A 26,367-nucleotide genomic window follows, 5' to 3' on the forward strand; every position below is an offset into this window, starting at 1 on the left:
ATGTGAGATACGTCATCAGGGTGGTCTCAGCCTAGTGGGACGAAATTTTGCTACTCCGTCGGGGTACCCACGCAGGTGAGGGTTCAGTCTTACTCAGTGGGACGACCCCGGTTTCGCGCCGTTGTCTCCCCCAACTCCGTCGTCCCCGTCAGTCGCTGTCGGGTCCTCTCCGGCGTCGAGCGCATCCCACAACATCCGTTGTGTCACAGGCTCGTCCGATGCAGGTTTGTCTCCCTGACCGAGCTTGGCCGCGGCCTCGCGGCGCGCGGCAGGGTTGTCGTATTTCGACGACAACCCGCCTCGCACTGGAGGTTTGCGCATCAGAAGTACTGCCGCGCCGAGCGCCGCCACCGCTCCGACCAACGCAAGCAAGGCAGGCAGTACCGAAACAGTCGTCGAGAGATCTTCCGGGTGACCGGACAACTCGGCCAACTCCACCGCTCGGTCCGCAGAGGCTCCGGACACCAACAACTGCACTGCCGGAACCGCTACCGCGACGGCGACGAGGGCAACCAACAGTCCGACTACCCGAAGTGCCCAACCTCGCACCGCAAACGACGCCGCGATCGCCGCCAGAAGCGCGAGCGCGAGCGGAGTCATCGCCGCCGCCCAGGTGCTGCCGTCGAGATCCGTCGTCCTCTCCAGCGTCTTGCCGTCGCTCGAGGTCAGATGAACCCACGTCATTCGTGAGCTGCCCCACAGAGCTGCTGCCGACAACGCCAGCAGAAGCGTTCTCGGCACGGCGGTGCCACGAGACGCGCTTGTAGGCTCCGCTGCACTCGACTCGTTCTCACTCACTGATCGTCACCTCCGATGGTGCGCAGGGTGTGCGCCGACGCAATCGCGCTCAGCACTGCCATCGCCTTGTTGCGGGCCTCGGTGTCCTCGTAGACCGGATCCGAGTCGGCGACGACGCCGGCGCCCGCCTGGACGTATCCGATCCCGTCCTTGATCAATGCCGTTCGGATCGCGATCGCGGTGTCGGCGTCGCCGGCGAAGTCGAGGTAGCCGACGATGCCGCCGTAGATACCGCGCCTGGTCGGTTCCAGTTCTTCGATCAGCTGCATCGCTCGGACCTTGGGTGCCCCCGAGAGGGTTCCAGCGGGGAAGCATGCGGTGACGGCGTCGAGAGCGTGCTTTCCCTCGGCCAGATGACCGGTGACGGTCGATACGAGATGCATCACGTGGCTGTACCGCTCGATGTGCCGGTAGTCGTGCACCTTCACCGTGCCCGGGCGACAGACACGACCCAGATCGTTTCGCCCCAGATCGACGAGCATGAGGTGCTCGGAGTTTTCCTTCTCGTCGGCGAGGAGGTCCTTCTCGAGCAGGATGTCGTCCTCCTCTGTGGCACCGCGCCATCTGGTTCCAGCGATCGGGTGTGTTGTCGCGACGCCCTCGGCGACGGTTACCAGTGCTTCCGGGCTCGAACCGACGATCGAAAACGCCGTCTCTCCATCACCGTTCGGCACGTTGAGCAGATACATGTACGGGCTGGGGTTCGACGCTCGCAGCATCCGGTACACGTCGATCGGTGCTGCAGTGCAATCGATCTCGAATCGCTGCGAGAGAACTACCTGGAATGCCTCGCCCGCTTCGATGTCGCCGATCAACTTGTCGACATCGACACCGAAGCTCTCGGTGGTGCGCTGACGACGGTAGTTCGGAGTCGCTTTCGAAAATGTCGACACCGTCGATTTCGCCGGCGCCGCGAGAGCACGAGTCATCGCGTCCAACCTGGCGACTGCGTCGTCGTACGCCGTGTCGACGCGCTCGTCCGTGCCGTCCCAGTTGACGGCATTGGCGATGAGGGTGATCGCCCCTTCGTGGTGATCGACTGCGGCGATGTCGGCGGCAAGCAGCATGACCATCTCGGGGATCTGCAGGTCGTCGACCGCGGAGTCACCCAATCTCTCGAGGCGCCGCACCGCGTCGTAGCCGAGGAATCCGACCATTCCGCCGGTCAGCGGTGGCAGGTCGGGCAGCCGCTCCGAACGAAGCAGCTCGAGGGTGGCGCCGAGCGCGTCGATCGGGTCGCCGCCGGCCGGAGCACCGGCCGGAACGTTGCCGTACCAGGCCGCCTCTCCGTCCACGACGGTCAGTGCAGCCGGACTTCCGACGCCGATGAACGACCACCGCGACCACGAACGACCGTTCTCGGCCGACTCGAGCAAGAAGGTGCCGGGACGATTGCCGGCCAACTTCTCGTATGCCGAGAGCGGAGTTTCGGAGTCCGCCAACACTTTCCGAGTGACCGGAACGACCCGGTGCTCAGCTGCGAGGGCACGGAACTGCTCCCGGGTGGTGGTGGAATCGGACGCGTCACCGACGATCGCGGTGTCGGACGACCGTGCGGACATGGAGGTGGGCTCGCCGTGCATGCCTCCATCATCCCAGGCTCCCCCACACGGTCGTCGTGCGCGGGTAACCTCGGCCGAATGAAACCAGGCCAACTCGCCCCCGATTTCTCGCTGCCCGACCAGGACGGAACTCCGCGCTCGCTGACGAGCCTGCTCGCGAACGGCCCCTTGGTCCTCTTCTTCTACCCGGCAGCCTCGACGCCGGTGTGCACCGCCGAGGCGTGCCACTTCCGTGACCTGGGCAGCGAATTCGCCGCGGCGGGCGCTTCGCGGGCGGGTATCAGCACCGATACGGTCGAAGCTCAGTCCACCTTTGCCACCGCACAATCCTTCGACTACCCCCTACTCGCCGACACCGAGGGCAAGGTAGCCGAACAGTTCGGCGTCAAGCGCGGACTCCTGGGCAAGTTAGCTCCGGTCAAACGCTCGACCTTCGTGATCGACACCGACCGCACCGTCCTCAAAGTCATCTCGAGTGAACTACGCGCCAACACCCACGGAGACCAGGCGCTCGAGTTCCTTCGCAATCGAAGCTGACGTGCCTGGGCACCTGATTCTCTGCGCGATTTAAACCCTCTATGCGACCTGAATCGAGCGCTTCGCAAGCCCCATCCAGAATCCGTCGATCACCTGGGTGGGCACCTGTTCCGGATCGGACGACGCACCGAGCGTGACGAACAACGGGGCGAAGTGCTCGATGGTCGGATGCGCGTACGGCATCCCGGGAGCTTGAGCGCGGAAGTCGATCAAGGAATCGACGTCACCGGCAGCGAACCTCTCCCCTGCCCACGCGTCGAATTCCGCCGACCATCCCGGGGCCTGCGCCTCCGGTGACGGATCGCGCAGGAACGGTAGCCCGTGCGTGGTGAATCCGGATCCCACGATCAGTACACCTTGCTCACGGAGTGGCCGTAGGCGCTGTCCGAGATGGAGCAAACGCTCGGGATCGAGGGTTGGCAGCGAAATTTGCAGTACCGGGATGTCTGCGTCCGGGTACATCACCGTGAGCGGCACGTAGGCACCGTGATCCAGGCCTCGATTCGGCTGCTGAACCACGCGTTCGTTGTCCGGCATCAACGCGGCAACCTGGGCGGCGAGTTCCGGAGCGCCGGGAGAGTTGTACTTCGCGCGGTAGAACCTCTCGGGAAAACCACCGAAGTCGTAGATGAGCGGGGTGCCCGTGGTCGTCGATCCGATCGTCAGCGGTGCTGATTCCCAGTGCGCCGATACGACGAGGATTGCCGTCGGCCGCGGAAGATCGCCGGCCCACGCCCCCAACTGGTCGACCCACAACGCGCTGTCCACCAGCGGCGGAGCACCGTGGCTGAGATACAGCGCAGGCATGGTTGTGGTGGACATACGGACTCCTCGGGATAGACATTCGTCGTAAGTTGAAGATTCAACCTAATATAGAACTCAACACTTGCGTCCCGCAACTATTCCCCGCAGGATTCTTCTGGACATGCGTCTGAGACGCTGTACACAAGCACGCTCCGTGCACGAAGAATGCTCGACCCGAAGGAGAAGTCACCGATGAGTGAACCGACCGCGCAGCCCGACGCGCAGTCTCAGACGAAGTGGCTCACAGCCGAGCAGCAGGAAGCATGGCTGACACTGATCGCTCTCGTGACACGGTTGCCTGCCGCACTCGACACTCAACTACAACGCGATTCGGCACTCACACACTTCGAATACTTCGTACTCGCGGCACTCTCGGACGCCCCCGACCACAAGCTCCAGTTGTCGGTACTGGCCCAGCGCGCGAACGCGTCCCTGTCCCGCCTCTCGCACGTGATCACGAAGATGGAGAAGGCCGGCTGGGTGAAACGGGAAGTCATTCGTGGCAGCCGCGGCTCCAACGCAGTGCTCACCGACGAGGGAATGGCAAAGGTGGTCGCGGCCGCGCCGCCGCACGTCGCCTCAGTTCAAGGTCTCCTCTTCGAGGGCCTCGACGATCGCCAGGTCGCCCAGCTTTCGTCGTTGGGTACAGCAATGCTCACCCAACTGGACAAGGGAATCGCCGCCGGACTCGGCAAGGCCTGACCACATCCCCGAGACGAGCGACTGATGATCAAGACGGCAGCTTCGCGAGGTCGAGTGCAGCCAAGTGACTGAACAGCATGCTCGCTCCGATCGGGTTTCCACCGCCGGGGTACGTAGTCCCGCTGGCCGCTGCCATCGTGTTCCCCGCCGCGTACAACCCGGCAATCGCCGTACCGTCGGCTTTGAGCACCCTCCCGGTCGCGTCGGTGCGTAGACCACCTTTGGTCCCGAGGTCGGAGATGCCGAACGCGGCAGCGTGAAACGGCCCTTGGTCGATCGGTACGAGCGGCGAAGCCCCCTCGGAGAAGGCGCGGTCGTACGCAGTGTCTCCTCGACCGAAGTCCGTGTCGACGCCAGTCGCCGCAAACGCGTTGAATCGCTTCACGGTCTCCACCAGTTCCGCTGCGGGAACATCGATCTGGGCAGCGAGGTCTTCGAGTGTCTGTGCACTCTTCCACAACCCCGCATCCACATACTGCTCCGTCTGTGCCATGGGTACGTTGGGTGCCTTCACCGGCGGCACTGCGCCTTCTCTGTTGTCGTAGATCATCCAGTACGGCGTGGTTACTTTCCCTGCCCGCATGTGTTCGATGACGGCGCGACCCAAGCGGTCGTACGGCGCTGATTCGTTGACGAATCGGCGACCGTCGTCGTCCACGAAGATTCCGCCGGTGAACCACAGCGCAAACGCGGAGCGCCCATCTGGATGGGTGAGTCCCGGCGACCACCAGGCCTCTCCCATGAGGTCGGTGTCGGCGCCCGCGGCGATGGCCGCCTGGTGCGCCTTCCCGAGGTTGCCGGGGCAGCCCATCGTGTCGAGAGCGGATCCGGGGACACCGAATTCGGCCCGCATGGTCTCGTTCTGCTCGAATCCACCGGCGGCGAGGATCACTCCTCTGCGTGCCTGAATGGTTCGACGCCGACCATCTCGGTCGACGACGGCTCCGACCACCACTCCGTCCTCGACAACCAGTTCCTCGAGAGTGGTCTTCAGGTGCATGGTGGCGTTCGGGAGTTCCGCAAGAGCCAACAGGAATCGACCGATCAACGACTGGCCGCCGACGAGGTACTTCGGCAACTCCTCCCCCAGCCGTTCCGTCGCCAGCGGCGGACGAAGCGAATCACGAAGCGCACCCAGCTTGTTCGCGTTCATCGGCTTGGGAACAATGTGCCGTCCGCTCGCTCGAGCCTTGGGCTCTTCACCGAAGTAGTCGGGCCACGGCAGTATCTGGAACTCGAAGTTCGAGTCCTCTTCGAGGTAGTCGATCAACCCGGCGCCACCTCGAACGTAGGCTTCCTGAACGTCGGCGGGTGTACGATCACCCACCACTGATCGGTAGTACTCCAGCGCATCCTCGATGGTGTCGACGTCCCCGCCCCGACGAAGAACGGCGTTGCACGGGAACCACATTCCGCCGCCGCCCGAGTACGCCGTTGTTCCGCCGTACTTGTCGGTTGCTTCGATCGCAATGACGTCGAGGCCTTCGCGGGCTGCCGTGTACGCGCCGGTGAGTCCACCACCTGATCCCACAGCGAGTACGTCGCACGTCTCGTCCCACTTCGTCATCGTCAGCCTCTCTGATTCTGGGCACAGTTTCCGAACATGTTCTAGAAATCGTTCTAACACATGGACTTAGCGATCGCGGGGGTTCGAAATTCTGTCCCACCGAGCGGGAGCGAGACATGACGCCGAGCGGGAGCGAGAACGAGCAGCGATAGCGCACACTTTGCTCGCACGGGCCTGATCCCGTAGTGTCTGGACACATGTCTGGTAAGACCAAGTTCGAGTCCACTCGTCGACGGCTCACACAGCAGCAAGCCGAAACCGTCGATCGATTGACCGCGGCAGCGATCACGGTCCTGCGCGACAAAGGGTTTGCCGATCTGACTGTGCGAATGGTGGCAGCGGAAGCCGGTGTCGCCGCAGCCACGGCATACACCTACTTTTCGTCCAAGAGTCACCTTGTGGCAGAACTGTTCTGGCGCCGACTCGACGCGGTACCGCACGAGCCCTCCCCCGAGGCGGAACGAGAAGCGCAGGTCTGCTCGGTCCTTCGAAGCGTCGCACTCCTCGTTTCCGACGAACCGGAGCTGGCCGCGGCCGTGACCACGGCGATGATGGGCAATGATCCCGACGTCGAACACCTTCGGGGACGTATCGGCAAGAACATCCGCGAGCGGCTCATCGAGGCGCTGGGGCCGTCATACGATCCCGACGTACTCGAAGCACTCGAAATCTCCTGGTCCGGAGCGCTTGTTCGAGCCGGCATGGGTTACGAGTCCTATTCGCAGATCGCAGACCGGCTCGAAGTCACTGCCAGGCTGATCATGGCGGGCCGCGACAACCTTCACTAGACGGGGGTCATGGCACTCACCAGCCATGTGCCGTCGACTCGATCGAGTGTCACCTCGACTCGGCTCGACGTCGACGCTGGTGCCGGCCGCGCGGTACTCGTCGTGATCTGATCGACGAACACGAGCACTTCCGCGCGGTCCGCGGCAACGGAGAGCACACCGACATCGACGACTCGGGCTTTCGTGCTGATTCCCTGCTCCTTCGACTGTGGGGCAACTGTTTTCGATCCGAATTCGGTGAAACTGTCCTGAAACGATCCGCCGGCGCCTTCGGCCGCTCGTGCGAGATCGTCGTCGACGGTATCGCTGTTGTAGCTCAGGAGCTTCTCGACGAGCGTGGGCGCCACACCGATCACCTCGGCACGTGCGGTTTCAGCGTCCCCCGAACGGTGGTGACTCCAGATCGCAGTGCCGCCGACTCCCATCAAGACCAACGCTGCAAGCGCTATGACCATGCGCTTCACGGCACGAACTCCACACTCGACATCAGTACCCGCCCGTCGACGTCCTCGACACCGACGCGCAGACGGTAGGTGCGCGCCGAAGACTCTCCCGCTGAATTGCCGACCTGAGCAGATGCCGCGATCAGCACCACCCCCGAGTTACCGGATTCCGATGCCAAGGCTGCGGTGTCGACACGCCCGTCGGAATCGACGGCAAAATCACGGATGGACGCGACGAACGCAGATTCGCCGGACTTCAGTTCGTCGGCAAAGGTTCCCGTACTCAGCGACTGCAGTGTCTCGAGGTCCTCGTCGACTGTGGCGGAGTGAACGTCGATCAGAGCGAGGGCTCCTGCGACCGCACCGTCGACGTACTCTTGACGCTGGGACTCTCGCGCGCGGTCCGATCGAACTGCCAGAGCACCGAAGACCACAACGACGCTCAGAGCCGCGAGTGCAATCCAGACCAGGGCAGTGAGTACACCGCGCTTCCCTCCGACCGGATCCAGCACCTCACCTCTCAGCGATTCGTCGGCGTCAGCAACTGTTGCCACGGCTCACCCTCCCCCGGGCCGGAGTCAGCCGGAGCCAACTCCGTGTGTTGATAGTCGACTCCGTCAGGCCCGGTGTACAACTCGCCGGGCGCATTGGTCCCCGACGGCACGTACGCTTCGGGGCTCCGACAGATCTCCGGGCTCGGTGCTCGTTTGCCCGGTACCTCCATGCAGGGAATGTTCCGGGATCCACGAACTGCGAAGACCGAGTTCTGCGGAACTTTGCAGTACAGATCAGCCGGGGTGTCCGGCACACTCATCTGGGTCGGGTCCCGTCGCTGATCGGCCGGAAGGTAACCGGTCGAGCACGCCGCGGGGTCCTGCGCTTGGAGGTGGAAGTTGACGTTCGCGGCGCCGTCCACCTGCCCGCGTTGGACAACGGTTTCCTGTGCCGCAACCAGTGGCGGCAAGATGACGAGCACCTGCTCCAACCCGGCGTTGTACGTCAAAGCCACCTGAGCGGTGCTGGTGAAATTGGCAAGCAGCACAGGCAAAGTGGGCTTGAGGCCTTGAAACAGCAGGTCGGCTTCAGTCGCGAAGCCCGGTCCGGTCTCGAGGATATTGCGCACGGACCCGTCGGCGACCGCCAACTGTCCACTGAGTTGAGCGACACTGGACGCCCACTGGCGAATCTGATCGCCCGTCACCACCTGTGTCTGCAGGAGCGGATCCAACTGCTGTACGAGCGTCGTAGCCGGCGTTGTGGCAGCGGACATCTGATCGACGAACGAAGTGGTCGAATCCAGCAGACGAGCCAGATCCTCGCCCCTGCCTCCGAAAGCTGCCGCGGACTCGTCGATCGCCGATCGCAACTTGTCCTGCGGTACGGATGCGAGCATCGCCTGCGCCTGATCGAGGACCGGTCCGATCTCGGTCGGGATCGTGACAGCGTCGGGGCCGATCACGTCTCCGTCGGTCAGAAAGGGTCCGTCCGCGGTGCTCGGTTGCATGTCGACGTATTGCTCGCCGATTGCCGACACGCTTCGCACCGCTACTGTGAGCCCGCTGGAGGGAACGGGAACCGCACTCTCCAAAGATAATTCGGCGCGTACCACTCCCGGAGACAGACGCACCGACCTGACCTGACCGATGGTGTCGCCGCGATAGGTCACGTTCGCGTTCCGATACAGGCCGCCGGCGTCCGGCAGTTCGACTGTCACCGAGTAGCGCCCGATGCCGAGCATGGTCGGAACTCTCAGGTACGAGATAGCCGCTGCGCTCATGCCTATCACCGCCAGGATCGCGAAGATCGTCAATTGCCTTCGCACCAACTTCGTGAGAATCATCGTCCACCTCCCTGGGCGGGTTGCGCTGTGCCAGGTGGGCCGGGCTGCCCTGTGCCGAGTGGGGCGGTCAAGGGATCGACCAGTACTCCGTTCTCCACGGGGGTTTGCGGCGCCCCGAACGGAGTGCCGAAGCCGAGCCCCGACTGGAGACGATTACTCGTGAGGTCGATCAGCGCCCACAAATTGGTGTAATCGCCGCGCATTCCGTCGTCAATGGTCGTCTGGGGGAAGGGGAAGGTACTCAGGTTGCCCAAATTGTTGATCAGGTCCGGTCCTGTTTCGACCACCTTCTGCAGCGTCAATTCCAAGGCGCTCAAATTGGCTTTCAAATCGTCGCGGGTCCGGTCGACCAGATCGGTCCCGACGTCCCCGAACCTGCCGACCGCATCGAGGGCGGTGGTCAGGTCGACGCGTTGGGCGCTGAGTTCCGCCAAGGCCGGATCAAGGGTCTCCAACGCCTCACCGAGAACGTCTCGCTGAGCCGTGATCTCGCCGGCGAAGACGTCGAGATTCTCCATGGTCGTGACCATCGCATCACGTTGGCGGTCGAGTGTTTCGGTCACGGTATCCATCTGACTCAGCAGGTCGCGCGCCGCATCCGTCCGTCCGCCGAGCGCCGTGTTCAGCTCCGTGGTGATGCTGTGAATCTGAGCGAGCCCGCCGCCGTTGAGGACCAATGACAGTGCCGTCAACGCTTCCTCGGTGGTGGGATAGACGCCGGCCGACGCGAGGGGGATCACCGATCCCTCCGACAACCGCCCTTCCGGCGCAACATCGGTAGGCGGCGCAAGCGCAACGTGTTTGGACCCGAGCAGGCTGGTTTGGCCGATCTTGGCAGTCGCATTGGCGGGCAGGGACACCGAACCGTCGAGTGCAACCGTCACCCGTGCGTGCCAGTTGTCGGTCTCGATCGCACTGATGCTTCCGACCGTCACGTCGTTGACCATGACCGGAGAGTTGGGACTTATCGACGTGACGTCCGGCATCTCGATCACGACTGCGAAACTCCCCTCACCGCGCCCAGCCGCGCCTGGCAGCGAAACCGAATTCAGCCCGCTCCATTGGCAACCCGCCAGAACCAGCACGGTGCTCGCCCCCACACAGACTGTCACCCACCTCCGGGTAGTCATCGGGGTTCCGTCGACGGCATGAGCAGTCCGGCCAGGTCAGGCGCCGGGGGCATGATCGGAAAGCTCAAGGCGCCAGTCGGTTCCAGATCAGGCTCGCTGTACACCAGTTGGTCCGGAAGAGCCCCGAGCGCCCGGGTCGGATTGATGCTCAGGTCCGGGTAGTTCGCCTTGATCGTGTTGAGCAACGGGCCGAGGTATTCGATGCACAAATCCGCGCCCTTCTTCGAGGTGTCGTTGGCCAGGCCGGCGATTCCGCCGCAGATCAAGTCGATCGGGTTGCCGACGTTCTGGAATGCGGGCACACCCACCATCGCTCCTTGGGCCGGCCGGTAGACGTTGTAGTAGTTCGACAACGCTGTCGGAGCCAGATGCAGTACCTTCTCGAGACCTGCGCGCTTGTCGACCAATACCTGGGACACGTCGGCCAACTTCGCGATCTGCTCCGTCAAGCCGGTTCGGTTCTGTTCGACGAACCGCTGTACGTCGACGACGGCGGCGTCCAGATCGGCGAGAGCCGGAGCCAATTGCGTCCGGCTCTCGGCGAGCACACTCGAGACATTTGCCAGTCGTCCTTGGAACTGAACGATCTGTTCGTCGCTTGCGGCGAGTGCGGTCGTGAAGGTCTGCAGGCCGCGGATGGTGCCGAACAGATCGGCTCCGCCTTCGTCGAGTGTGCTCATAGCCTCCGAGAGTTCGGTCACCGAGCGCCCCAGCGCTTCCCCGTTGCCAGCCAGTGCGGATCCGGCACCGTCGAGGAAGTTGGCGGCGGGACCGCGATCGTCCCCGACGGGGCCCAAAGCGTCGGCAGCCCGGCCCAGCTGTTCCTTGATCTGGTCCCACTCGACCGGGACGGCCGTTCTGTCGAGTGGGATCTCCGCACCGTCATTCAGTGCGTCGGCGCCGTCCGTCACCGCCGGCGTCAACTGCACGAAGCGGGCCGAGACCAGCGACTGGGCAACGATCACCGCTTTCGCGTCCTCGGCGACGGGAACCTCGCGCGCCAATTTCAGTTCGACGCGCATTCGATCTCCCTGTGGGGCGATCGCGGTGACGCGGCCGACGTCGACTCCCACGACACGAACGTCGTCACCGACATACAGACCGGTCGTCGAGGTGAAGTAGGCCGTCACGTTGTAGTAGCGCAGATGTTGCACCGCAAGGTATCCCGACACGACGACGATCGCCGCACCGATGACGCTTCCACCAACGACGGCGATTCGGCGCCAGTTCACCGGTTTGCGAACTCGTAAGGCACCCATCATCGAACCTCCGGAATCGGTAGCGGCGCAGGTGGTAGCCCGAACATCGCGTTGATCAACGGTTGGGTGTATTGCGCCGGCACCAGGTTCTGGACGTAGGCGTAGTAGAAGGGGCCGCTGGCCACGGTGTCACCGAGCGTGCCCACGTACGTACCGAGACCGTCGATTCCCTGAGAAAGGTTGTCCTTGTTGTTCTGCAGAATTCCGACAACCGTGTCGAGTTTGCCGAGGACCGGCTGCAATTGCGCCTCGTTGTCGTGGACGAGTCCGCTCAGCTGGGTCGACAACGCCGAGATGTTCGTGATCACTTCCCCCAGCGCCGCCTGTCGCCGATCCAGTTCTCCCAACAAGGCGTTGCCGTCGACGAGTAGCGCGTTGACCTGTGGTCCACGCTCGGCCAGCGTCCCGGCGACGTCGTTTGCATCGGACAGCAAGGTGCGCAACATGTCGTCGCGTCTATTGACGCTGTCGGAGATCCGTGCGACACCGTCCAGCGCCGGCCTCAGGTTCGGCGCACTGTCGGACATCACCTGCCCCACTGCGTCGAGCGATTCGGAGAGTTGGTCGAGATCGATGTCCTCGACCGTCGTGGTGAGGTCACCGAGCACGTCGGGCAGCGAGTACGCCGATCTTGTTCGCTCGACCGGGATCTCGCCGCCGACCGCGATCCTTCCCGGACCGTCCAGATCGAGCGATACCGCTCGCTTGCCGAGCAACGACATCGTGGTGACGGCCGCCGATGTGCTTTCTCCCAAACCGATCGAGCCTTCCAGTGTGAAATCCACGCGCGCGAGTCCGTGCTCGACCTCGATCCGATCCACCGTTCCGATCTTCACTCCGGCGGCGTTGACTTCGTCTCCCGGCGCGAGACCGCTGGCGTCGGCGAACACCGCGCTGTACCCGACACCCGATTTCAGGAACTGCAGATTCTGATACTGGAGCGATGCCAATACGACGGCGGCCGTGACGACCAATCCCACGACCCCCACGCGTACGGCCTGGCTCTGTGCCATCTCTCTCATCGTGGTGCGCACCTTCCGGTCGTCTGATCCACCAGGTCGACAGTGAGCGGCGTACCGTCGGCACCGTCGACCTTCAGTGCGATTCCGCACAGATAGAAGTTGAAGAACGACCCGTACGAGCCGACTCGGATCAGCTGCTTGTAGTTCGAGGGCATGGACGCGAGAATCCGATCGAGCTCACTTTGTTGCTCGATCAGCGGATTCAGGCTTGCGTCCAGCTTCGACAGGTTTCCCGCGATGTCCGGGCGAACTCCGGCGAGGAGATCGGCGAAGGCGCCTGATGCGGTGTTCACACTCTCGACGGCAGTCCCGATCATCTCCCGGTCCGCCGCGAGCCCGCTGACCAGCTGTTGTAGGTGATCGAGAGTGTCACTGAACTGACCACCGCGGCTGCGCAATTCGCTGAGCACACCGTCGAGGTTGCCGATCACTCGACCGATCAGTTGGTCGCGGTCTGCGAGAGTGTTCGTAATCGATCCGGTGTGCGCCAGCACCGATGCCACAGTTCCGGACTGGCCTTGAAACACCTCGAGCAAGGACATCGACAACGCGTTGACCTGCTCCGGGTCCAGGGCTTGAAACAGCGGCTTGAAACCACCGAGTAGCGCATCGAGGTCGAGTGCCGGTGCGGTGCGATCGACGAGGATGCTCTCGCCCTCCGGTTGCGGTTCCGCGATCCCCGGATCGTCGAGCAGTTCGAGGTATCGATTACCCACCAGATCCTGATATCGAACAGCGGCTCTGGTCGATACGGTCACGGTGTCACCCGTATCCACACTGAAACTCACGTGGGCACGGTGATTCCCACCGAATTCGACGGAGCCGACAGAACCGACCGGCACACCGGCGATGCGCACCTTGTCGCCGGCTCTGAGCCCGGAGGCGTTGACGAACTCCGCCGAGTACGACCTCGCGTCGCCACCTCGCATCTGGCCGAACACGAGGATCAGCCCGGCGTTGACGAGGATCATCACCAGAACAAAAATTCCGAACTTGACGGTGTACCCACGAACTTTCATCGGATCTCCGTCCCGAACAGGTAGCTCATCAGATCCGGGACCGTGTTCATCGGTTGCCCACCGTTCGGCTGACGCTCGGGCGCAAACGGATTCACCCCGGTGTCGGTCACCAGGTACGGCGCATTGACGTTCGGGTCGCGCAGTGGAAGGCCCATACACTGCGGGCCACCGGTTGCCGCGACCTTCGGGAGGTCGTCGGGATATCGGTACGGTTCGGTTCCGGCGATCAGACCGATCGACATCTTGATTCCTGGTTGTCCGTTGTAGGCGCCGTCGCCGATCTTCTTGCTCTCCTGCAGTCCGTGGAACATGCAGGGAATCACCGGGGAGTATTCCTCGAGCAGTGCGGTGGTCGGCCGCAGTAACGACAGAACGGTGTCGATACCGGCGGCGTTGGCTCCCAGTACATCTTCTCCGGTGCGGGCGACCCCGATCACGTTGAGCAAGAGGAGATCAAGATTCTGCTGCTCGTCGAGAACAGTGGTTCCCGTCGTCGTGAGCGAGTCGAGGGTGTCCATCAAGTCGAGAACAGCGTCGCGGTAGGTCTGTGTGACGGCTGGTAAATCCGTCAACACATGATCGAGAGCCTCACGTGCAGTGTTGAATTCGAGCAAGGAGGAATCTGCTTGTTCGAGTGCGACCCCGAGCCGTTCGCCGCGTCCTTGCAGAGCAGTCGAGAGGGCACCCAATGTCGAATCGAGTTTGCCCGGGTCCACCGTCCGGAGCACGGTGGTGAGTTTCTCGAACACCGTGTTCAGCTCGACGGTCACCCGGGATGCGTCGATCGTCGCTCCGGCGGCAAGTCGCGCACTACTCGGCTGCTCCGGCGAGGACAGGCTGACGAACTTCGCGCCGAAGGCCGTGTTCGACGTGATCGCCACATTCACGTTTGACGGAATCGATTCGAGCGCTTCGGGATCGATCGACAACGACAGTTGTGCGGTGGCGTCGTCAGTCGGCGTGATGGACTCCACCGAGCCCACGGTCACCCCGGCCATCTTCACCCGCGCGCCCGGATCCATCACGAGCCCCGCGCGCTCCGCGATCACCGTGATCGGGACGCGAGCGACAAACACCTGGTTGAAAGACGCGACCGACAACGCGATGACCCCGACGATCGCCGCAGCCAAGCCCAGAGCAGCCAACTTGTAGCCGTATCTGTGCACGCAGTCCCCCTAACCGGACAGATTGAAGTTGCCGGAACCGCCGTAGAGCGCGAGTGAGACGAGCAGGGTCACCGCCACGACGCAGATCAGCGAGAGCCGAACCCCGCGGCCCACTGCAGTTCCCACGCCCGACGGTCCCCCGGACGCGTTGTATCCGTAGTACGTGTGGATCAGCATCACCAGTAGTGCCATCACGAGCACTTGAACGAAGGACCATGCGACGTCGACCGGATCGAGGAACGTCGTGAAGTAGTGGTCGTAAAGACCCGAGGACTGACCGAACAGCACGACCGTGGTGAATCGTCCGGCCAGAAATGATCCTACGAGCGCCAGTGAGTACAGCGGCAAGATCGCGATCATCCCTGCGGTGACGCGGGTGCTGACGACGTACGGGACCGAACTGATCGCCATCGATTCGAGGGCGTCGATTTCCTCACTGATGCGCATGGCACCGATCTGCGCGGTCGAACCTGCTCCGATCGTGGCCGACAGGCCGATTCCCGCGATGACCGGCGCAGCGATACGAACGTTGATGAAGGCGGAGAAGAATCCGGTGAGCGCTTCGACTCCGATATTTCCCAGTGAGCTGAAACCTTGGATCGCAATGGTGCCACCCGAGGCGAGAGTCAAAAATCCTACGACCGCAACCGTGCCGCCGATCACTGCCAAAGCTCCGGTGCCCATGCTGATCTCGGCTACCAGCCTCAACACTTCTTTCGGGTGTTTGCGAATTGCCCACGGGATGTGAGCGATGGCGCGCGCGAAGAAGACAGCTTGTCGCCCGACGTCGTCGATCGAGCGTGACGTTCGAGCCACCCGAGCCCGCGTGCGTCCGAACTTGCCGATTTGTGCCAGCGAATCCGAAAGCGTCACCTCGATCACCCCGCCGTCAATCGGATGCCGACCGCGGTGACGATGGTGTTGACGACGAACAACGCCATGAATGCGTACACCACCGTTTCGTTGACGGCCTCCCCCACGCCTTTCGGCCCACCCCGTACCGACAGTCCGCGATAGCAGGCCACCAATCCCGCCAGCATCCCGAACAGTGCAGCTTTGACCATCGACAACGCCACCTCGGGCAGGCCGGTCAGCAACGTGATTCCCTCGACGAAGGCTCCAGGGTTCACGCCCTGGAGAAACACCGAGAAGGCGTAACCGCCGGCGATGCCGATGACGCAGACGAGTCCGTTGAGCAGCAAAGCCACCACGGTCGACGCGACCACCCGCGGAATCACCAGCCGAGTGATCGGATCGATCCCGAGCACCTCCATGGCGTCGATCTCTTCACGAATCGTTCTCGATCCCAGATCGGCGGCGATGGCTGTCGCGCCCGCACCTGCCACGATCAGCACCGTCACCACCGGACCGACCTGAGTCACGGCACCGAGCGCGGCCCCGGCGCCGCTGAGGTCGGCGGCACCGATTTCGCGGAGAAGGATGTTGAGGGTGAAACTCACCAGGACCGTGAACGGCACGGCTACCAACACTGTCGGCACGATCGACACCCGGGCGATCATCCAACTCTGCTCGAGAAACTCCTGCACCTGAAAGCGGGTGCGGAACAAGCCCACTGCGACATCGGCGCCCATCCGGTAGAACTGGCCGAGTTCGCGCATCGGGCCCGCAAGTGCAACTCTTCCGCTGTACACGTCAATGCCCCGAAGGGCATGACGTGGAGTTGCCGTAGTCGACCTTGAATTCCTTGATCCCGTTGAGCCAACCGGACGAGAGCCTGCTCGGATCGCCGAGCTTGCTGATGTCGGGCATGTGATCGGCGATCTTGCCGAAGATCAGATCGACCTCCATTCTGGCCAGGTTGGCGCCGACGCAGTAGTGCGGCCCGGTTCCTCCGAACGCGAGGTGCGGGTTCGGGTCTCGGGTGATGTCGAAGACGTCGGGGTTCCCGAAGACGGTTTCGTCGAAGTTCGCCGAGCCGTAGAGCAGTACGACGCGCTGCCCCTTCGCAATCGCAGTGCCGGCAATCTGTGTGTCCACCACTGCTGTTCGTTGCATCGACGTCAGTGGCGAAGCCCAGCGGATGATCTCGTCCGCGGCGGTGCGCGGACGCTCACGCTTGTACAGTTCCCACTGATCCGGATGCTCGAGAAATGCCATCATGCCGAGTGTCGTTGCGTTTCGCGTCGTTTCGTTGCCCGCGACAGCCAACATGATGACGAAGAAACCGAACTGTTCCGGGGTGAGTTTCTGCCCGTCGATGTCGGCATGCACCAAGCGTGAGATGATGTCGTCGAGCGGTTCCTCCCGTCTCGCCTCAGCCAGTTGATAGGCGTAGCCCAGGATCTGCGCCGACGCCATCCGAGACTCGCCGGCGAGCGACTCGTCGTCGTATCCCGTCATCTGATTCGACCATTCGTACAGCTGACGGCGCCCGTCCTGCGGTACACCGATCAGCTCCGAGATCGCCTGCATGGGTAACTCGCTGGCGACCTGGCTGACAAAATCACCGCTACCTTCCGCCACGGCAGCCGACGCTATGTCTTCTGCCCGCGCTTCCAACCCGGCCCGCATCGCTTCCACCGACCGCGGAGTGAACAAGCGCGCCACCAACTTGCGCAGCTGTGTGTGCTCAGGGGCGTCCTTGTTGATGAGGACGTGTTTTGTCGCCTCCAACTCCTCCGCCGAGATGTTGTCTTCATGCCGCGGAATGCAGCCGTTGACGTTGCTCGAGAACTCCTCGCTGCGCAACGAGACGTCGCGGACGTCTGCGTGGCGGGAGACAACCCAACAACCACCGTCGTGAAATCCGCCGGTACCCGGTTCCTGGGCGTTCCACCAGACCGGAGCGCATCGTCGTAGTTCGGCGAACTCGGCAAGCGGGACGCGCTCGCCGTACAGATGCGGGTCGGTCACGTCGAACCCGTCGGGAAGGTCGATCTCAGGCATTGCAGATGCTCCTTTACGGATGGGTGCCGGGTGCCGGGTGTTGCGTGTGAGCGCTAGTCGATCCGGTGGACCGGGTCGCTGTTCTGTGAGAACTCCTTGGCCCAGCGGTAGTCCGGCTTGCCGCTCGGCGCTCGAACGACCTCGTCGGCGATCCAGAAGGAACGCGGAATCTTGTAGCCGGCGAGGTGACTGCGGGCGTGCTTCTCGATGGATTCGAAATCCGGTTCCACACCGTCGCGGATGCGAAGCACTGCCGCCACCCGATTGCCCCACCGCTCGTCCGGAACACCGATCACTGTCGCGTCGTAGATGTCGGGATGGGCCTTCACCACGGCTTCGACTTCTTCCACGAAGACCTTCTCGCCGCCGGTGTTGACCACCATGTTTCCCCGTCCGAGGAGGGTGACCGAGCCGTCGTCCTCGATCCGCGCCCGGTCTCCGGTCACCACTGCCCGTGCGCCGTTCACCTCGCGGAATATCTCGGCCGACTTCACCGGATCCTTGTAGTAGCCGAGTGGAACGTTTCCGAGTTTCGCCAGCCATCCTTCGGCGCCCGAGCCCGGCTCCAACACACGGTTGTCGTCGTCGACGACGACCGTGAATCTGTTGGCACCCACTTTGGGTCCGCCACGCTGCTCGAGCCCTTTGGTTGCGAATCCGATTCCGCCGAAGCCTGTTTCGGACGATCCAACCGAATCGGAGATCATCAGATTCGGAAAGACGTCGAAGAACGCATCTTTGACCGATCCGGAGAAGAGCGCAGCGCCAGAGGCGAGCACAGCCAGGCTCGACCCATCCGGTTGCAATTCGTGATGGGCTTCGACCAGTGGACGGCCCATGGCGTCGCCGGTGATGACCATGACCTGCGGCCGATACTCGGCGACGACTTTCCAGACCTGTGCCGCATCGAACTTCGGTTCGAAGATGACGGTGTTTCCGGAGAACAGAGCGTTGAACGTCGGCATCAGTGCCGAGGTGTGGATCAGCGGTGGAAGCATGCACCACCGCATCGGTTCGGCTGCCGCGGCGCCACCGCGCGACTGCTGGTACTCGTCGGCGATCGGCTCACCCGAATAGAAGTCGTAACCGCCGGCCAATACGCGCCAGATGTCTTCCTGCCGCCAGACGACGCCTTTCGGTCGTCCGGTTGTTCCGCCGGTGTAGAGAACGTAGACGTCATCGCCGGAACGCTCGGGAAATGCATGTTCACCTGTGCGAAGCGAGGATTGGTTGCCGAGCGCATCCTCGTACGCCACTGCCCCTGGAATCGACGGTTCGTTCCCGAGAGCGAGTTCGTCCGCCGCCTCGATCACGTACTTGACCCGCGGCGTGGCCACCAAGGCCTCGGCGACCCGCTCAGCGAAACCACGATGGAAAACCAACGCCGTGAGATCCGCGTTCTCGTACAGATAAACCAATTCGTCGCTCGTGTAGCGGTAGTTCACCGTGATGGGAACGCCGCGGATCTTGAAGGCCGCGAGGACAGCAACCATCGCCTCGATCGAGTTGTGCAGCTGAATACCGATGTGCGAACCGACACCCAACCCGACGGACTGGAAGTAATGCGCCAATCGGTTGGCCCGCTCGTCGAGCTCACGGTATGTCACCTCCTCGCCGGAAACGATCAGCGCGAGGCGATCGGGCATCACATCGACGGAATGCTCGAACAGGTCTGCAAACGTGTACGCCATAGGTTGAGTCCTTCGGGTTCGGCCGGTCAGACGACGAAGAGAGGCAAGGGGATTCCGCGATCTTCGAATACGAATGCCGCGCCGGTACTGACCTTCGTGATGGCGACTTCGACGCATTCCGGAGCGGGAGCTTCGGTGATGTCGACGGCCAGAAGAAGCCCCGCGGCATCTTCGGCCACCACTCTCACGGTGAAGTGCGGATTCACGCCGCGGACCAAAGCTTGGAGAGGATCGAGGTGCTCGCTGCCGAGCAAGGTCGGCCAACCGCCGTCGCGGTCGACAAGAGCTTCTCGCGAGATCCGCAGCTCCAGAGCACCGCCGTCCTGTCGAATCTCGCTCTCCACATACTGCTTCGGATTCAGCAAGGGATGCACGGACAGGACCAATGCCAACGATTCCAGCGTCGAAGGAAGCCCGAGCGCATCTCGAATACGCTGTGCCGCAACTCCCGCGATTCCGGTCAATTGCTTTCGCGTGATCTCGCGAGCCTTGTCTTCGTCGGCACGGCGGCGAACCGCTGCCAGAAAGCCCAACGCCAACAGATGATGCTGCACGCAGATCTCCTCTGCGATACGAACCAAGGCTGATCGCGAGAAGTCGGAAAACCTCAGGTCGGACAACAACGGACCCGAGTAGTCCGCCCTACCGTCCCCACCGTGATCGATCGGGCTCAGCTCGACCGTCACCGCGGCGGTGCTTCCGATCTGCTCGGTGTGCGCGGTCATCACGGGAGGCGTGTGCGACGGGTCGATGGACACGGTCCAGGCGCAGTGCGGATGTCGGTCGGCGGGCCTGCGCGGTGGTCGGTGAATCGGCCGGATCTGGGCGCGCGGGTTGGTCGCGATAGCCGTTGCATCGAAAGTCGGATCCTCGATGTCGTGACACATCGAGGTCACGAACTCATCGCCCAACGGCTCGACGTCCATGAGTGCTCCGCAATGGTCGAGCCAGAATTCACCGTGCAGCGGATCGTCGACCCGGTATCGGAAGTCCATGAACTGTGGAGGAGCGCCGATGTCGAGTTGTAATCCTTTGAAGATCGTCACGACGTCGTCGCCCTCGTATCCGAGAGCCTTCTGCATGCGGCGGGTGTACCAGGGGCTGGCCGACTCCCACTCCTCGACGGCCACCTGTGCCATACCCTCGCGTCCGAATTCGACGATCAGATGCGCCATGCCCGAGCGATCGATCAGCTGCCCGCACAGGAGCAACTCGGGCACCAGCACGGCAAGGTCGCGCTGCGAGAGTGCCTCGAAGGAATCGCGCACCGACATCGGACTCACCACAGCGAAACCGGCGCGGTGCCCACCGGATACCAGCCCGGTAGCGGGTCGCCCGAGATCGATCGCTGGATCCGGCCCTGCATCCCCTTCGAGAGAGCGTTGTTGCCGATCATCTCCATGAACAGTGCCGACACGTTCCCGAAGTCGAAGAAGTCACGCTGCCACGACCATTGGAAATCCCCGCCGTAGCGGAACCAACTACCACCGATACCGTAGACGGAGTAGTTGCTACCGTCCTCACGCTTGGCATCGGAAATCTGCTTCCACAAGCCGATCACGTTTCCGCTACGGTCGTCGATCACAAAGTCTTGATACGGATACTCCCAGCCTTCGAGGCCCTTCATCTCGAGACCGAGCGCGACTTCGCGAATCTCCTCGCGCCCCACCGCCATGAAATCCTGCTTGGGGCCGTAGTTCCACCCGTACGTGGCGTCCTCGGTATACATGTCCGCCAACGGTTTCCAATCGCCGGCGGCTTCGGCCTTTTTGTTTGCCTCGATCCAGCGTTGGACCATCTCGTCGAGCTCTGCGCGGTCGAAACCCGTCATCTGAACTTCCTCCCTCGAGCACATGAATTCGCTGCAATCAATCGACAATTCTCAGGGCGCCGGTCGGGCAGTACCTGACCGCCATCTCGGCTTCACCGCGGAGCGACTCGGGTGGGTCCGAGTCCAGAAGACTGACCTTCCCCCGCTTCGGGACGACAAAGATCTCCGGTGCCTCCAGCTCGCATGCCGCATGGCCTTGGCACAGGTCGAGGTCGACTTCGACGTGCATGATCACCCCTCACGCCCGGGACGTGTTCGGCGCCGGTACCTCACCGCGCACGGCTGCTGCAACTGGACGACCATCTTGCTGTGGTCGTTTCGGTAGGATTCCGACGGCTGCGCCATCTCGAACTCGAAGTCCCGCAGCAGGATCGAGAAGATCGCTTTGAGCTGCATCTGGGCGAACGCAGCGCCGACGCAGCGATGCCGGCCGGCTCCGAACGGAATCCACGTCCAGCGGTTGACGATGTCCTCTTGATTCGGGTCGATGTACCTCCCGGGATCGAAGGTGTCCGGCCGGGGAAAGTCCTCGGCGATTCGATTGGAGATCGCGGGTGTCGCGGCGACAAGATGGCCCTCTCGGATCTCGAAGCCGCCCACTTCGAAATCTCCACGTGCCACCCGCAAAAGGATGATCAACGGCGGATGCAGTCGAAGGGTTTCCTTGACCACAGCCTCAAGAACCGGAATCTGGCGCAGGGCATGAAAACTGATATCGGCGCCGTCGGAGTACAGATTGTCGAGTTCGTCGACGACGTCCGTCATGGTGTCGGGATGCCGCAACATCTCGATCAGCGACCACGCTGCCGTGCCGGAAGTCGTGTGGTGGCCGGCGAACATCATCGAGATGAAGATTCCGGTGATCTCGTCGGCACTGAACCGGAGGTCGCCGTTCTCGTCCTTGACCGAGACCAACACGTCCAACATGTCGCGGTCATCCTTGCCCTGCGGAGGATTCGCGATGCGCCCGTTCATGATGTCCTGTACCAGAGCGACCAACGCCAACCGGGCCTCGTCGCGGCGGCGGAAACTCTCGATCGGCGCGTACGGATCCACGAAAGCCAATGCATCCGTTCCCTGTTCGAGCTCGTGATACAGCTTGGCGAAGCTATCGTCCAGTTCGTCGCGGAACTTCTTGCCGATCAGGCACGCCGACGAGGTGTAGATGGTCAGCTCGGCGAAGAAGTCGAGCAGATCGATCTCGCCTTCGTCTCCCCACTGCGCGACCATCGCCTCGACTTCGCGGCCGATCGTGGCGGCGTGCCCGCGCATCTGTTCGCCGCGCAGAGCCGAGTTGTGCAGCATCTCTTTACGCCGCTCCGGGCTGGCGTCGAAGACGACGCCTTCACCGAATATCGGCTTCATGAAGGGGTAAGCCGCTTGTTGGTCGAGATCCTCGTCGGTGGAGCGGAAGAAGAACTCGTTTGCCTCGGCTCCGGACAGCAAGATCACTGTGCGGTCGGCAAGTTGAAAGGCGCCGACGTCACCACATTCCTCACGCACCCGGCGCATGAGCGCTATCGGGTCGGTTCGCAGTTCCTCGAGATGCCCGTGCGGGAGGTCCCCGCCGGACACCCGCGGCGGCTCGGGCAGTGTTCGCGACGTCTCTTGCACTCCGTGCGTCATGTCGTCTCCTGTGAGTTCGCAGTGGGAAGTTTGTCCAGTGGCGCCTCGGGCTGAACTTCGACGAGCACGATGTGTGCTCCTCGCGGCGCCGACACAACGGCGACGATGGCATTGGCGATGTCCGAGGCGCGCAGAAAGTAACCATGGCGGGCGAACCCCCACTTGCTCCACGATTCCCCGACCGGTCCGATGATCTCCGGCGTCGTGTCCATCCCCATGCCGGTCAGTGTCGGCCCGGGTCGCACGATCGACGCGCGAATGCCTGTTCCCTCGAGCTCCATTCGCATCTGACGCCCCATTGCCTCGAGCCCGGCCTTCGCTGCGTCGTACGCACCCATGAGTGGACGCTGGCGCTCGGCACAATCCGAGCCGATCAGTACGAAGTCACCGCGCTGTCGTTGCCTCATACCGGGGAGTACGCGATGCGCCAATCGCTGCGCACCGACGAGGTGAACTTGGATCTGCCGTAGAAACGCCTCAGGATTCATCTCGTCCGCAGCCCCGAATTCGAGGTCTCCGGCACCGGAGACGACGATTTCCGCGGGGCCGTGGACTGCCTCTGCGGCCGAGACGAACCCGTCGACCGAATCACCGTCCGTGACGTCGAGGAAGTGGGCGAACGCTTCACCACCGTTGCTGCGGATCTTCTCGGCGATGGCTTCGCATTCGGCGACTCGACGCGCACCGAGTGCAACCGGATGCCCGAGTTCGGCCAGGGCATACGCGGTGGCTGTGCCGATTCCCGACGACGCACCACTGATCAGTGCCGGCCGGCGAACGGGATTGGGTTCGAAACGAGGCATCAGCGCACCTGCACTTTCACCGGCAGGGCCGCAAAGCCCCGGACATTTGTCGAATGAACACGCTCGATTCCGGACTCGACGACTTCGTAGTCGCTGACCCGACGCCCGAACTCCGCCAGGGCGATCTTGGCTTCGAGCTTGGCAAGGTGGGCACCGAGGCAGAAGTGCACGCCACCACCGAAACTCGCGAGTTTGCCCGACGAACTCCGGCCGATCTGGAAGCTGTCGGCATCGTCGAAGACGTCGGCGTCTCGGTTGGCCGATCCGATCAGGAGCAGGACCTTCTCCCCCGCCGGAATGGTGCGCCCGTGGTATTCGAGGTCGACAACCGAAGTCCGAGCCACGATCTGACTCGACGTGTCGTAGCGAAGAGTCTCTTCCACCCATTCCGAGGCTCGTTCGGGATCGTCGAGGACCGGTGCGATCTGCTCCCGGTGGTGCGAACCCCAGTACAGAGCGTTTCCGAGAAGCTTGGTCGTGGTCTCGTTTCCGGCCACGACCATCAGAAACATGAATCCGAGGATCTCCTGGTCCGAAAGCTTGTCTCCGTCGATCTCGGCGTCGAGCAAGGCCGAGGTCAGATCGTCCGTCCGCGATCGGCGACGCTGCGCGATCATCTCCTTGTAGTAGCCCATCAAACTGATCGAAGCCTCCACCGCAGGTTGCGGCACGTCGAGAACACCCGCCTCTCGATGCACCACCAGATCCGCCTTGCGCCGCAGTTCGGCTCGGTCGGGTTCGGGGACACCCATGAGTTCGGAGATGACGTCCATCGGCAGCTTTCCCGCCACCTCCGTAATCCAGTCGAACTCCCCCGCGCCCAGCGCGGGTATCAGATGTTGCTTCGTCAGTTCGAGTATCCGGCCGTCGAGCTCCGCAACACGCCGCGGTGTGAATCCGCGAGAAACCAACTGGCGCAACCGCATATGGCGGGGATCATCCATAGCGAGAAACGACATCACATAATGCGCGTGTGGACCGTATGCAGCGGGGTCGAGTGATACTCCGTTTGCGCTCGACAGACGCTTGTTGTCCTTGAATCCGTCGACCACGTCCGCATATCGCGACAATGCCCAAAAGCCCACGTCCGGATTGTGATACAGGGGTGATTCTTCGCGCAGACGCTTGTACGTCGGATACGGATCGTCGTGAAAGTGGTAGTCGTACGGATTGAAGACCACCGGATCGATCAAAGCTTCTGTCATGATTTCTCCAGGATCAGTAGAGCTGAGGCCTCGAGGCGTCCAGCGATTTGCGCGTAGGTTCCGTAGCCGATCCCTGCGCGCAGAAGCGCCCCGGCATAAAGCATTTCGAGCGCTTCCAACACTTCGGGTTCGCCATTCGGATCCAACGCCGAGGCGAGTCGTTGATGGATCTCGAGCCCGATCCGGCCGCGAAGATGTTCCACTTCAGGATCGGATCCGAGCAGTGCATTGGTCACGGCGGCCGATACCTCCGGTTCGTCCGCGAGAAGCAGCGCGATATTTCGAAGTACAGACAGCACGTGCGCGGTACGATCCAACCCTGAGCCATCAGGCGCCGACGAGTTCTGAAGTCTTCGCCAGAAAACCTCTGCGACGAGATGCTCCTTGGACGCGAAATACGTGTAGGCGGTCGCAGTTCCTACGCCCGCTTCGGCCGCAACCGAACGGACAGTCAGTCCGGAAAACTCTTGTTTGCGTAGAACTTTCACTGTTGCTTCGGCAAGCCTAGCCACAGTTTCCGCCTGTTTGCCCGTGAGGCGCCTGCGAGTGGATTCGTAGACAATCGATCCCCCGCCACTTGAATCGCCCCGTTTGCTGGACACGTGTCTGGACGTTACTACAGCGTCCTGTCCAGGGCAACGAAATGGGGAAACTTGGAAAATTCACCACGAACAGGCAGCAGCGACGCGAAAAGTTCTACTACAGACCGATCTTCATCCCGGCACCAGCGTCCACGCGCAGTTGCTGGCCGGTGACGAATCGCGACTCGTCCGAGGACAGGTACACGACTGCATGCGAGATGTCCGCGGGTTCGACCCACGGGGTCGGCATCGCCTGCATGAACGGGAACGTCACAGCCGCATCCTCGGCGGTCGGATTCTCGAGGTCGGGACGGAACGTCCGGTACATCGGCATGCTCTGCAACATGTCGGTGTTCACATTGGTCGGATGAATCGCGTTGACGCGAATGGAACTCGGCCCGAGGGTCAGCGCCAACGAACTGGTATAGGCCTGAATCAGCTTCTTGGCCAAGCCGTATCCGTCGCCACCCGGACCCTGGAGCGCCTGTTGCCCGTTGAATCCGGTCTGCGGCACCAGACCGGCAACAGATCCGATCGCGATGATCGAACCCCCTTCGCCGAGGTATTCCATCGACGCGTGCACTGTATTGACGACACCGAGAAAGTTCACATCGAAGGCGTCGACGAAACCGGCGGTCGACACGTGTTTGCCGAGCGGACAGATACCGGCGTTCGCCACGACGACATGCAATCCGCCCAACTGCCCTACCGCCTCGGCAAGTGCTGTTTCGAGTCCGGCGCGATCACGGACGTCGACACGCGCCGTCACCACCTGCTGCCCGGCCTCTTTCACCAGTCGAGCCGTTTCCTCCAGATCGGCTGGACTGGCGAGCGGGTATTCGTTGCTGGCGATGTCTGCGCACAGATCGAAGGCGATGATGTGCGCGCCCTCCTGCGCGAGACGGACGGCGTGACTGCGCCCCTGACCTCGAGCAGCGCCGGTCACCAACACCACTTTTCCGTCAACTCTGTTCATTTCGACCTCTCTCCTGTGGCTGTGAAGACGTGGTTGTGAATGTGCGGTGAACCGTAGCGGCGCCGCACCGGACACGAGGCGCTTTTCGTCGAAGCAGATCCGAGACCCTC

27 protein-coding genes are annotated in these 26,367 nt (G+C 62.7%); 3 read left to right on the forward strand and 24 right to left on the reverse strand.

Annotated elements, in window-relative coordinates; all coding sequences use genetic code 11:
- Positions 1–93: 93 nt before the first annotated feature.
- Together A0W34_RS16125 and A0W34_RS16130 are read right to left on the reverse strand one after the other, a co-directional pair.
- Positions 94–798, reverse strand: a complete 705-nt coding sequence (locus A0W34_RS16125) for a TIGR02234 family membrane protein (protein WP_081557934.1) — start codon at positions 796–798, stop codon at positions 94–96.
- Positions 795–2,381, reverse strand: a complete 1,587-nt coding sequence (locus A0W34_RS16130) for an anthranilate synthase component I (protein WP_058227001.1) — start codon at positions 2,379–2,381, stop codon at positions 795–797. The genes A0W34_RS16125 and A0W34_RS16130 overlap by 4 nt, the downstream gene beginning before the upstream one ends.
- Positions 2,382–2,438: 57 nt before the next feature.
- On the opposite strand from A0W34_RS16130, the gene A0W34_RS16135 reads away from it, so the two are divergent.
- A complete protein-coding gene (locus A0W34_RS16135; protein WP_081557935.1) occupies positions 2,439–2,897 on the forward strand; it encodes a peroxiredoxin in 459 nt (152 codons plus the stop codon).
- Positions 2,898–2,936: 39 nt separating this feature from the next.
- On the opposite strand, the gene A0W34_RS16140 is transcribed toward A0W34_RS16135, so the two are convergent.
- Positions 2,937–3,719: a dioxygenase family protein gene (locus A0W34_RS16140; protein ID WP_003944012.1), complete on the reverse strand. Its 783-nt coding sequence runs from the start codon at positions 3,717–3,719 to the stop codon at positions 2,937–2,939.
- 174 nt (positions 3,720–3,893) lie between these two features.
- Here A0W34_RS16140 and A0W34_RS16145 point away from each other — a divergent pair, with 174 nt between their 5' ends.
- Positions 3,894–4,403: a MarR family winged helix-turn-helix transcriptional regulator gene (locus A0W34_RS16145; RefSeq protein ID WP_030536759.1), complete on the forward strand. Its 510-nt coding sequence runs from the start codon at positions 3,894–3,896 to the stop codon at positions 4,401–4,403.
- A gap of 28 nt (positions 4,404–4,431) precedes the next feature.
- On the opposite strand, the gene A0W34_RS16150 is transcribed toward A0W34_RS16145, so the two are convergent.
- Entirely contained in the window at positions 4,432–5,970 is a 1,539-nt protein-coding gene (locus tag A0W34_RS16150) for an FAD-binding protein (protein WP_058037528.1), read from the reverse strand.
- 197 nt (positions 5,971–6,167) lie between these two features.
- Here A0W34_RS16150 and A0W34_RS16155 point away from each other — a divergent pair, with 197 nt between their 5' ends.
- The gene (locus A0W34_RS16155) at positions 6,168–6,758 is read left to right on the forward strand and encodes a TetR/AcrR family transcriptional regulator (protein ID WP_003943994.1); all 591 of its coding nucleotides are present in this window, start codon (positions 6,168–6,170) and stop codon (positions 6,756–6,758) included.
- Here A0W34_RS16155 and A0W34_RS16160 read toward each other — a convergent pair.
- From A0W34_RS16160 to A0W34_RS16255, 20 genes are all read right to left on the reverse strand, one after another.
- Positions 6,755–7,213, reverse strand: a complete 459-nt coding sequence (locus tag A0W34_RS16160; RefSeq protein WP_232330054.1) for a hypothetical protein — start codon at positions 7,211–7,213, stop codon at positions 6,755–6,757. The two genes, A0W34_RS16155 and A0W34_RS16160, sit on opposite strands and share 4 nt — an antisense overlap.
- A 5-nt stretch (positions 7,214–7,218) precedes the next feature.
- The gene (locus A0W34_RS16165) at positions 7,219–7,755 is read right to left on the reverse strand and encodes a hypothetical protein (protein ID WP_231915200.1); all 537 of its coding nucleotides are present in this window, start codon (positions 7,753–7,755) and stop codon (positions 7,219–7,221) included.
- Positions 7,722–9,041, reverse strand: coding sequence for an MCE family protein (locus A0W34_RS16170; RefSeq protein WP_081557936.1), 1,320 nt, complete (start codon positions 9,039–9,041; stop codon positions 7,722–7,724). The genes A0W34_RS16165 and A0W34_RS16170 overlap by 34 nt, the downstream gene beginning before the upstream one ends.
- On the reverse strand, positions 9,038–10,171 hold the full coding sequence (locus A0W34_RS16175; protein WP_198035648.1) for an MCE family protein: 1,134 nt from the start codon (positions 10,169–10,171) through the stop codon (positions 9,038–9,040). The genes A0W34_RS16170 and A0W34_RS16175 overlap by 4 nt, the downstream gene beginning before the upstream one ends.
- Entirely contained in the window at positions 10,168–11,430 is a 1,263-nt protein-coding gene (locus A0W34_RS16180) for an MCE family protein (protein ID WP_030536765.1), read from the reverse strand. Before A0W34_RS16180 ends, A0W34_RS16175 begins: the two co-directional genes overlap by 4 nt.
- Positions 11,430–12,452 carry an MCE family protein gene (locus A0W34_RS16185; RefSeq protein ID WP_030536766.1) on the reverse strand — a complete coding sequence of 341 codons (1,023 nt, stop codon included), beginning with the start codon at positions 12,450–12,452 and terminating at the stop codon, positions 11,430–11,432. Before A0W34_RS16185 ends, A0W34_RS16180 begins: the two co-directional genes overlap by 1 nt.
- On the reverse strand, positions 12,449–13,471 hold the full coding sequence (locus A0W34_RS16190) for an MCE family protein (RefSeq protein ID WP_081557938.1): 1,023 nt from the start codon (positions 13,469–13,471) through the stop codon (positions 12,449–12,451). Before A0W34_RS16190 ends, A0W34_RS16185 begins: the two co-directional genes overlap by 4 nt.
- The gene (locus tag A0W34_RS16195) at positions 13,468–14,637 is read right to left on the reverse strand and encodes an MCE family protein (protein ID WP_064689619.1); all 1,170 of its coding nucleotides are present in this window, start codon (positions 14,635–14,637) and stop codon (positions 13,468–13,470) included. The genes A0W34_RS16190 and A0W34_RS16195 overlap by 4 nt, the downstream gene beginning before the upstream one ends.
- 9 nt (positions 14,638–14,646) lie before the next feature.
- Positions 14,647–15,519 (reverse strand): MlaE family ABC transporter permease, encoded by an 873-nt coding sequence (locus A0W34_RS16200; protein ID WP_003944051.1) that lies wholly within the window; start codon positions 15,517–15,519, stop codon positions 14,647–14,649.
- Positions 15,516–16,256, reverse strand: a complete 741-nt coding sequence (locus tag A0W34_RS16205; protein ID WP_030536769.1) for an MlaE family ABC transporter permease — start codon at positions 16,254–16,256, stop codon at positions 15,516–15,518. The genes A0W34_RS16200 and A0W34_RS16205 overlap by 4 nt, the downstream gene beginning before the upstream one ends.
- 34 nt (positions 16,257–16,290) lie before the next feature.
- A complete protein-coding gene (locus A0W34_RS16210) occupies positions 16,291–17,544 on the reverse strand; it encodes a cytochrome P450 (RefSeq protein WP_030536770.1) in 1,254 nt (417 codons plus the stop codon).
- Between the two features lie 53 nt (positions 17,545–17,597).
- Complete coding sequence (locus tag A0W34_RS16215; protein ID WP_030536771.1) at positions 17,598–19,235, reverse strand: acyl-CoA synthetase; 1,638 nt, start codon at positions 19,233–19,235, stop codon at positions 17,598–17,600.
- A 26-nt stretch (positions 19,236–19,261) separates the two neighbouring features.
- Positions 19,262–20,509 (reverse strand): hypothetical protein, encoded by a 1,248-nt coding sequence (locus A0W34_RS16220; RefSeq protein ID WP_081557939.1) that lies wholly within the window; start codon positions 20,507–20,509, stop codon positions 19,262–19,264.
- Positions 20,510–20,514: 5 nt separating this feature from the next.
- Positions 20,515–21,066, reverse strand: coding sequence for a hypothetical protein (locus A0W34_RS16225; protein WP_007728648.1), 552 nt, complete (start codon positions 21,064–21,066; stop codon positions 20,515–20,517).
- A 37-nt stretch (positions 21,067–21,103) separates the two neighbouring features.
- Complete coding sequence (locus tag A0W34_RS16230) at positions 21,104–21,295, reverse strand: ferredoxin (RefSeq protein ID WP_020907945.1); 192 nt, start codon at positions 21,293–21,295, stop codon at positions 21,104–21,106.
- 2 nt (positions 21,296–21,297) lie between these two features.
- On the reverse strand, positions 21,298–22,692 hold the full coding sequence (locus A0W34_RS16235) for a cytochrome P450 (protein ID WP_007728646.1): 1,395 nt from the start codon (positions 22,690–22,692) through the stop codon (positions 21,298–21,300).
- On the reverse strand, positions 22,689–23,495 hold the full coding sequence (locus tag A0W34_RS16240) for an SDR family oxidoreductase (protein ID WP_003944110.1): 807 nt from the start codon (positions 23,493–23,495) through the stop codon (positions 22,689–22,691). The genes A0W34_RS16235 and A0W34_RS16240 overlap by 4 nt, the downstream gene beginning before the upstream one ends.
- Complete coding sequence (locus tag A0W34_RS16245) at positions 23,495–24,700, reverse strand: cytochrome P450 (protein ID WP_003944019.1); 1,206 nt, start codon at positions 24,698–24,700, stop codon at positions 23,495–23,497. Before A0W34_RS16245 ends, A0W34_RS16240 begins: the two co-directional genes overlap by 1 nt.
- The gene (locus tag A0W34_RS16250; RefSeq protein WP_024487471.1) at positions 24,697–25,263 is read right to left on the reverse strand and encodes a TetR/AcrR family transcriptional regulator; all 567 of its coding nucleotides are present in this window, start codon (positions 25,261–25,263) and stop codon (positions 24,697–24,699) included. The genes A0W34_RS16245 and A0W34_RS16250 overlap by 4 nt, the downstream gene beginning before the upstream one ends.
- Positions 25,264–25,399: 136 nt before the next feature.
- Complete coding sequence (locus tag A0W34_RS16255) at positions 25,400–26,257, reverse strand: mycofactocin-coupled SDR family oxidoreductase (RefSeq protein WP_007728643.1); 858 nt, start codon at positions 26,255–26,257, stop codon at positions 25,400–25,402.
- Between the last annotated feature and the right edge of the window lie 110 nt (positions 26,258–26,367).

The sequence above is a fragment of the Rhodococcus sp. BH4 genome (assembly GCF_002079265.1).
GTDB classification, from domain to species: Bacteria; Actinomycetota; Actinomycetes; order Mycobacteriales; family Mycobacteriaceae; genus Rhodococcus_F; species Rhodococcus_F qingshengii.

Bases quoted from the DNA above. Each gene is read 5' to 3' on its own strand.
- A0W34_RS16130 (WP_058227001.1), bottom strand. From the start codon at position 2,381: ATGCACGGCGAGCCCACCTCCATGTCCGCACGGTCGTCCGACACCGCG.
- A0W34_RS16135 (WP_081557935.1), top strand. From the start codon at position 2,439: ATGAAACCAGGCCAACTCGCCCCCGATTTCTCGCTGCCCGACCAGGAC.
- A0W34_RS16140 (WP_003944012.1), bottom strand. From the start codon at position 3,719: ATGTCCACCACAACCATGCCTGCGCTGTATCTCAGCCACGGTGCTCCG.
- A0W34_RS16145 (WP_030536759.1), top strand. From the start codon at position 3,894: ATGAGTGAACCGACCGCGCAGCCCGACGCGCAGTCTCAGACGAAGTGG.
- A0W34_RS16150 (WP_058037528.1), bottom strand. From the start codon at position 5,970: ATGACGAAGTGGGACGAGACGTGCGACGTACTCGCTGTGGGATCAGGT.
- A0W34_RS16155 (WP_003943994.1), top strand. From the start codon at position 6,168: ATGTCTGGTAAGACCAAGTTCGAGTCCACTCGTCGACGGCTCACACAG.
- A0W34_RS16160 (WP_232330054.1), bottom strand. From the start codon at position 7,213: ATGGTCATAGCGCTTGCAGCGTTGGTCTTGATGGGAGTCGGCGGCACT.
- A0W34_RS16170 (WP_081557936.1), bottom strand. From the start codon at position 9,041: ATGATTCTCACGAAGTTGGTGCGAAGGCAATTGACGATCTTCGCGATC.
- A0W34_RS16175 (WP_198035648.1), bottom strand. From the start codon at position 10,171: ATGACTACCCGGAGGTGGGTGACAGTCTGTGTGGGGGCGAGCACCGTG.
- A0W34_RS16180 (WP_030536765.1), bottom strand. From the start codon at position 11,430: ATGGGTGCCTTACGAGTTCGCAAACCGGTGAACTGGCGCCGAATCGCC.
- A0W34_RS16185 (WP_030536766.1), bottom strand. From the start codon at position 12,452: ATGAGAGAGATGGCACAGAGCCAGGCCGTACGCGTGGGGGTCGTGGGA.
- A0W34_RS16190 (WP_081557938.1), bottom strand. From the start codon at position 13,471: ATGAAAGTTCGTGGGTACACCGTCAAGTTCGGAATTTTTGTTCTGGTG.
- A0W34_RS16205 (WP_030536769.1), bottom strand. From the start codon at position 16,256: ATGCGCGAACTCGGCCAGTTCTACCGGATGGGCGCCGATGTCGCAGTG.
- A0W34_RS16210 (WP_030536770.1), bottom strand. From the start codon at position 17,544: ATGCCTGAGATCGACCTTCCCGACGGGTTCGACGTGACCGACCCGCAT.
- A0W34_RS16215 (WP_030536771.1), bottom strand. From the start codon at position 19,235: ATGGCGTACACGTTTGCAGACCTGTTCGAGCATTCCGTCGATGTGATG.
- A0W34_RS16220 (WP_081557939.1), bottom strand. From the start codon at position 20,509: ATGTCGGTGCGCGATTCCTTCGAGGCACTCTCGCAGCGCGACCTTGCC.
- A0W34_RS16225 (WP_007728648.1), bottom strand. From the start codon at position 21,066: ATGACGGGTTTCGACCGCGCAGAGCTCGACGAGATGGTCCAACGCTGG.
- A0W34_RS16230 (WP_020907945.1), bottom strand. From the start codon at position 21,295: ATGCACGTCGAAGTCGACCTCGACCTGTGCCAAGGCCATGCGGCATGC.
- A0W34_RS16235 (WP_007728646.1), bottom strand. From the start codon at position 22,692: ATGACGCACGGAGTGCAAGAGACGTCGCGAACACTGCCCGAGCCGCCG.
- A0W34_RS16240 (WP_003944110.1), bottom strand. From the start codon at position 23,495: ATGCCTCGTTTCGAACCCAATCCCGTTCGCCGGCCGGCACTGATCAGT.
- A0W34_RS16245 (WP_003944019.1), bottom strand. From the start codon at position 24,700: ATGACAGAAGCTTTGATCGATCCGGTGGTCTTCAATCCGTACGACTAC.
- A0W34_RS16255 (WP_007728643.1), bottom strand. From the start codon at position 26,257: ATGAACAGAGTTGACGGAAAAGTGGTGTTGGTGACCGGCGCTGCTCGA.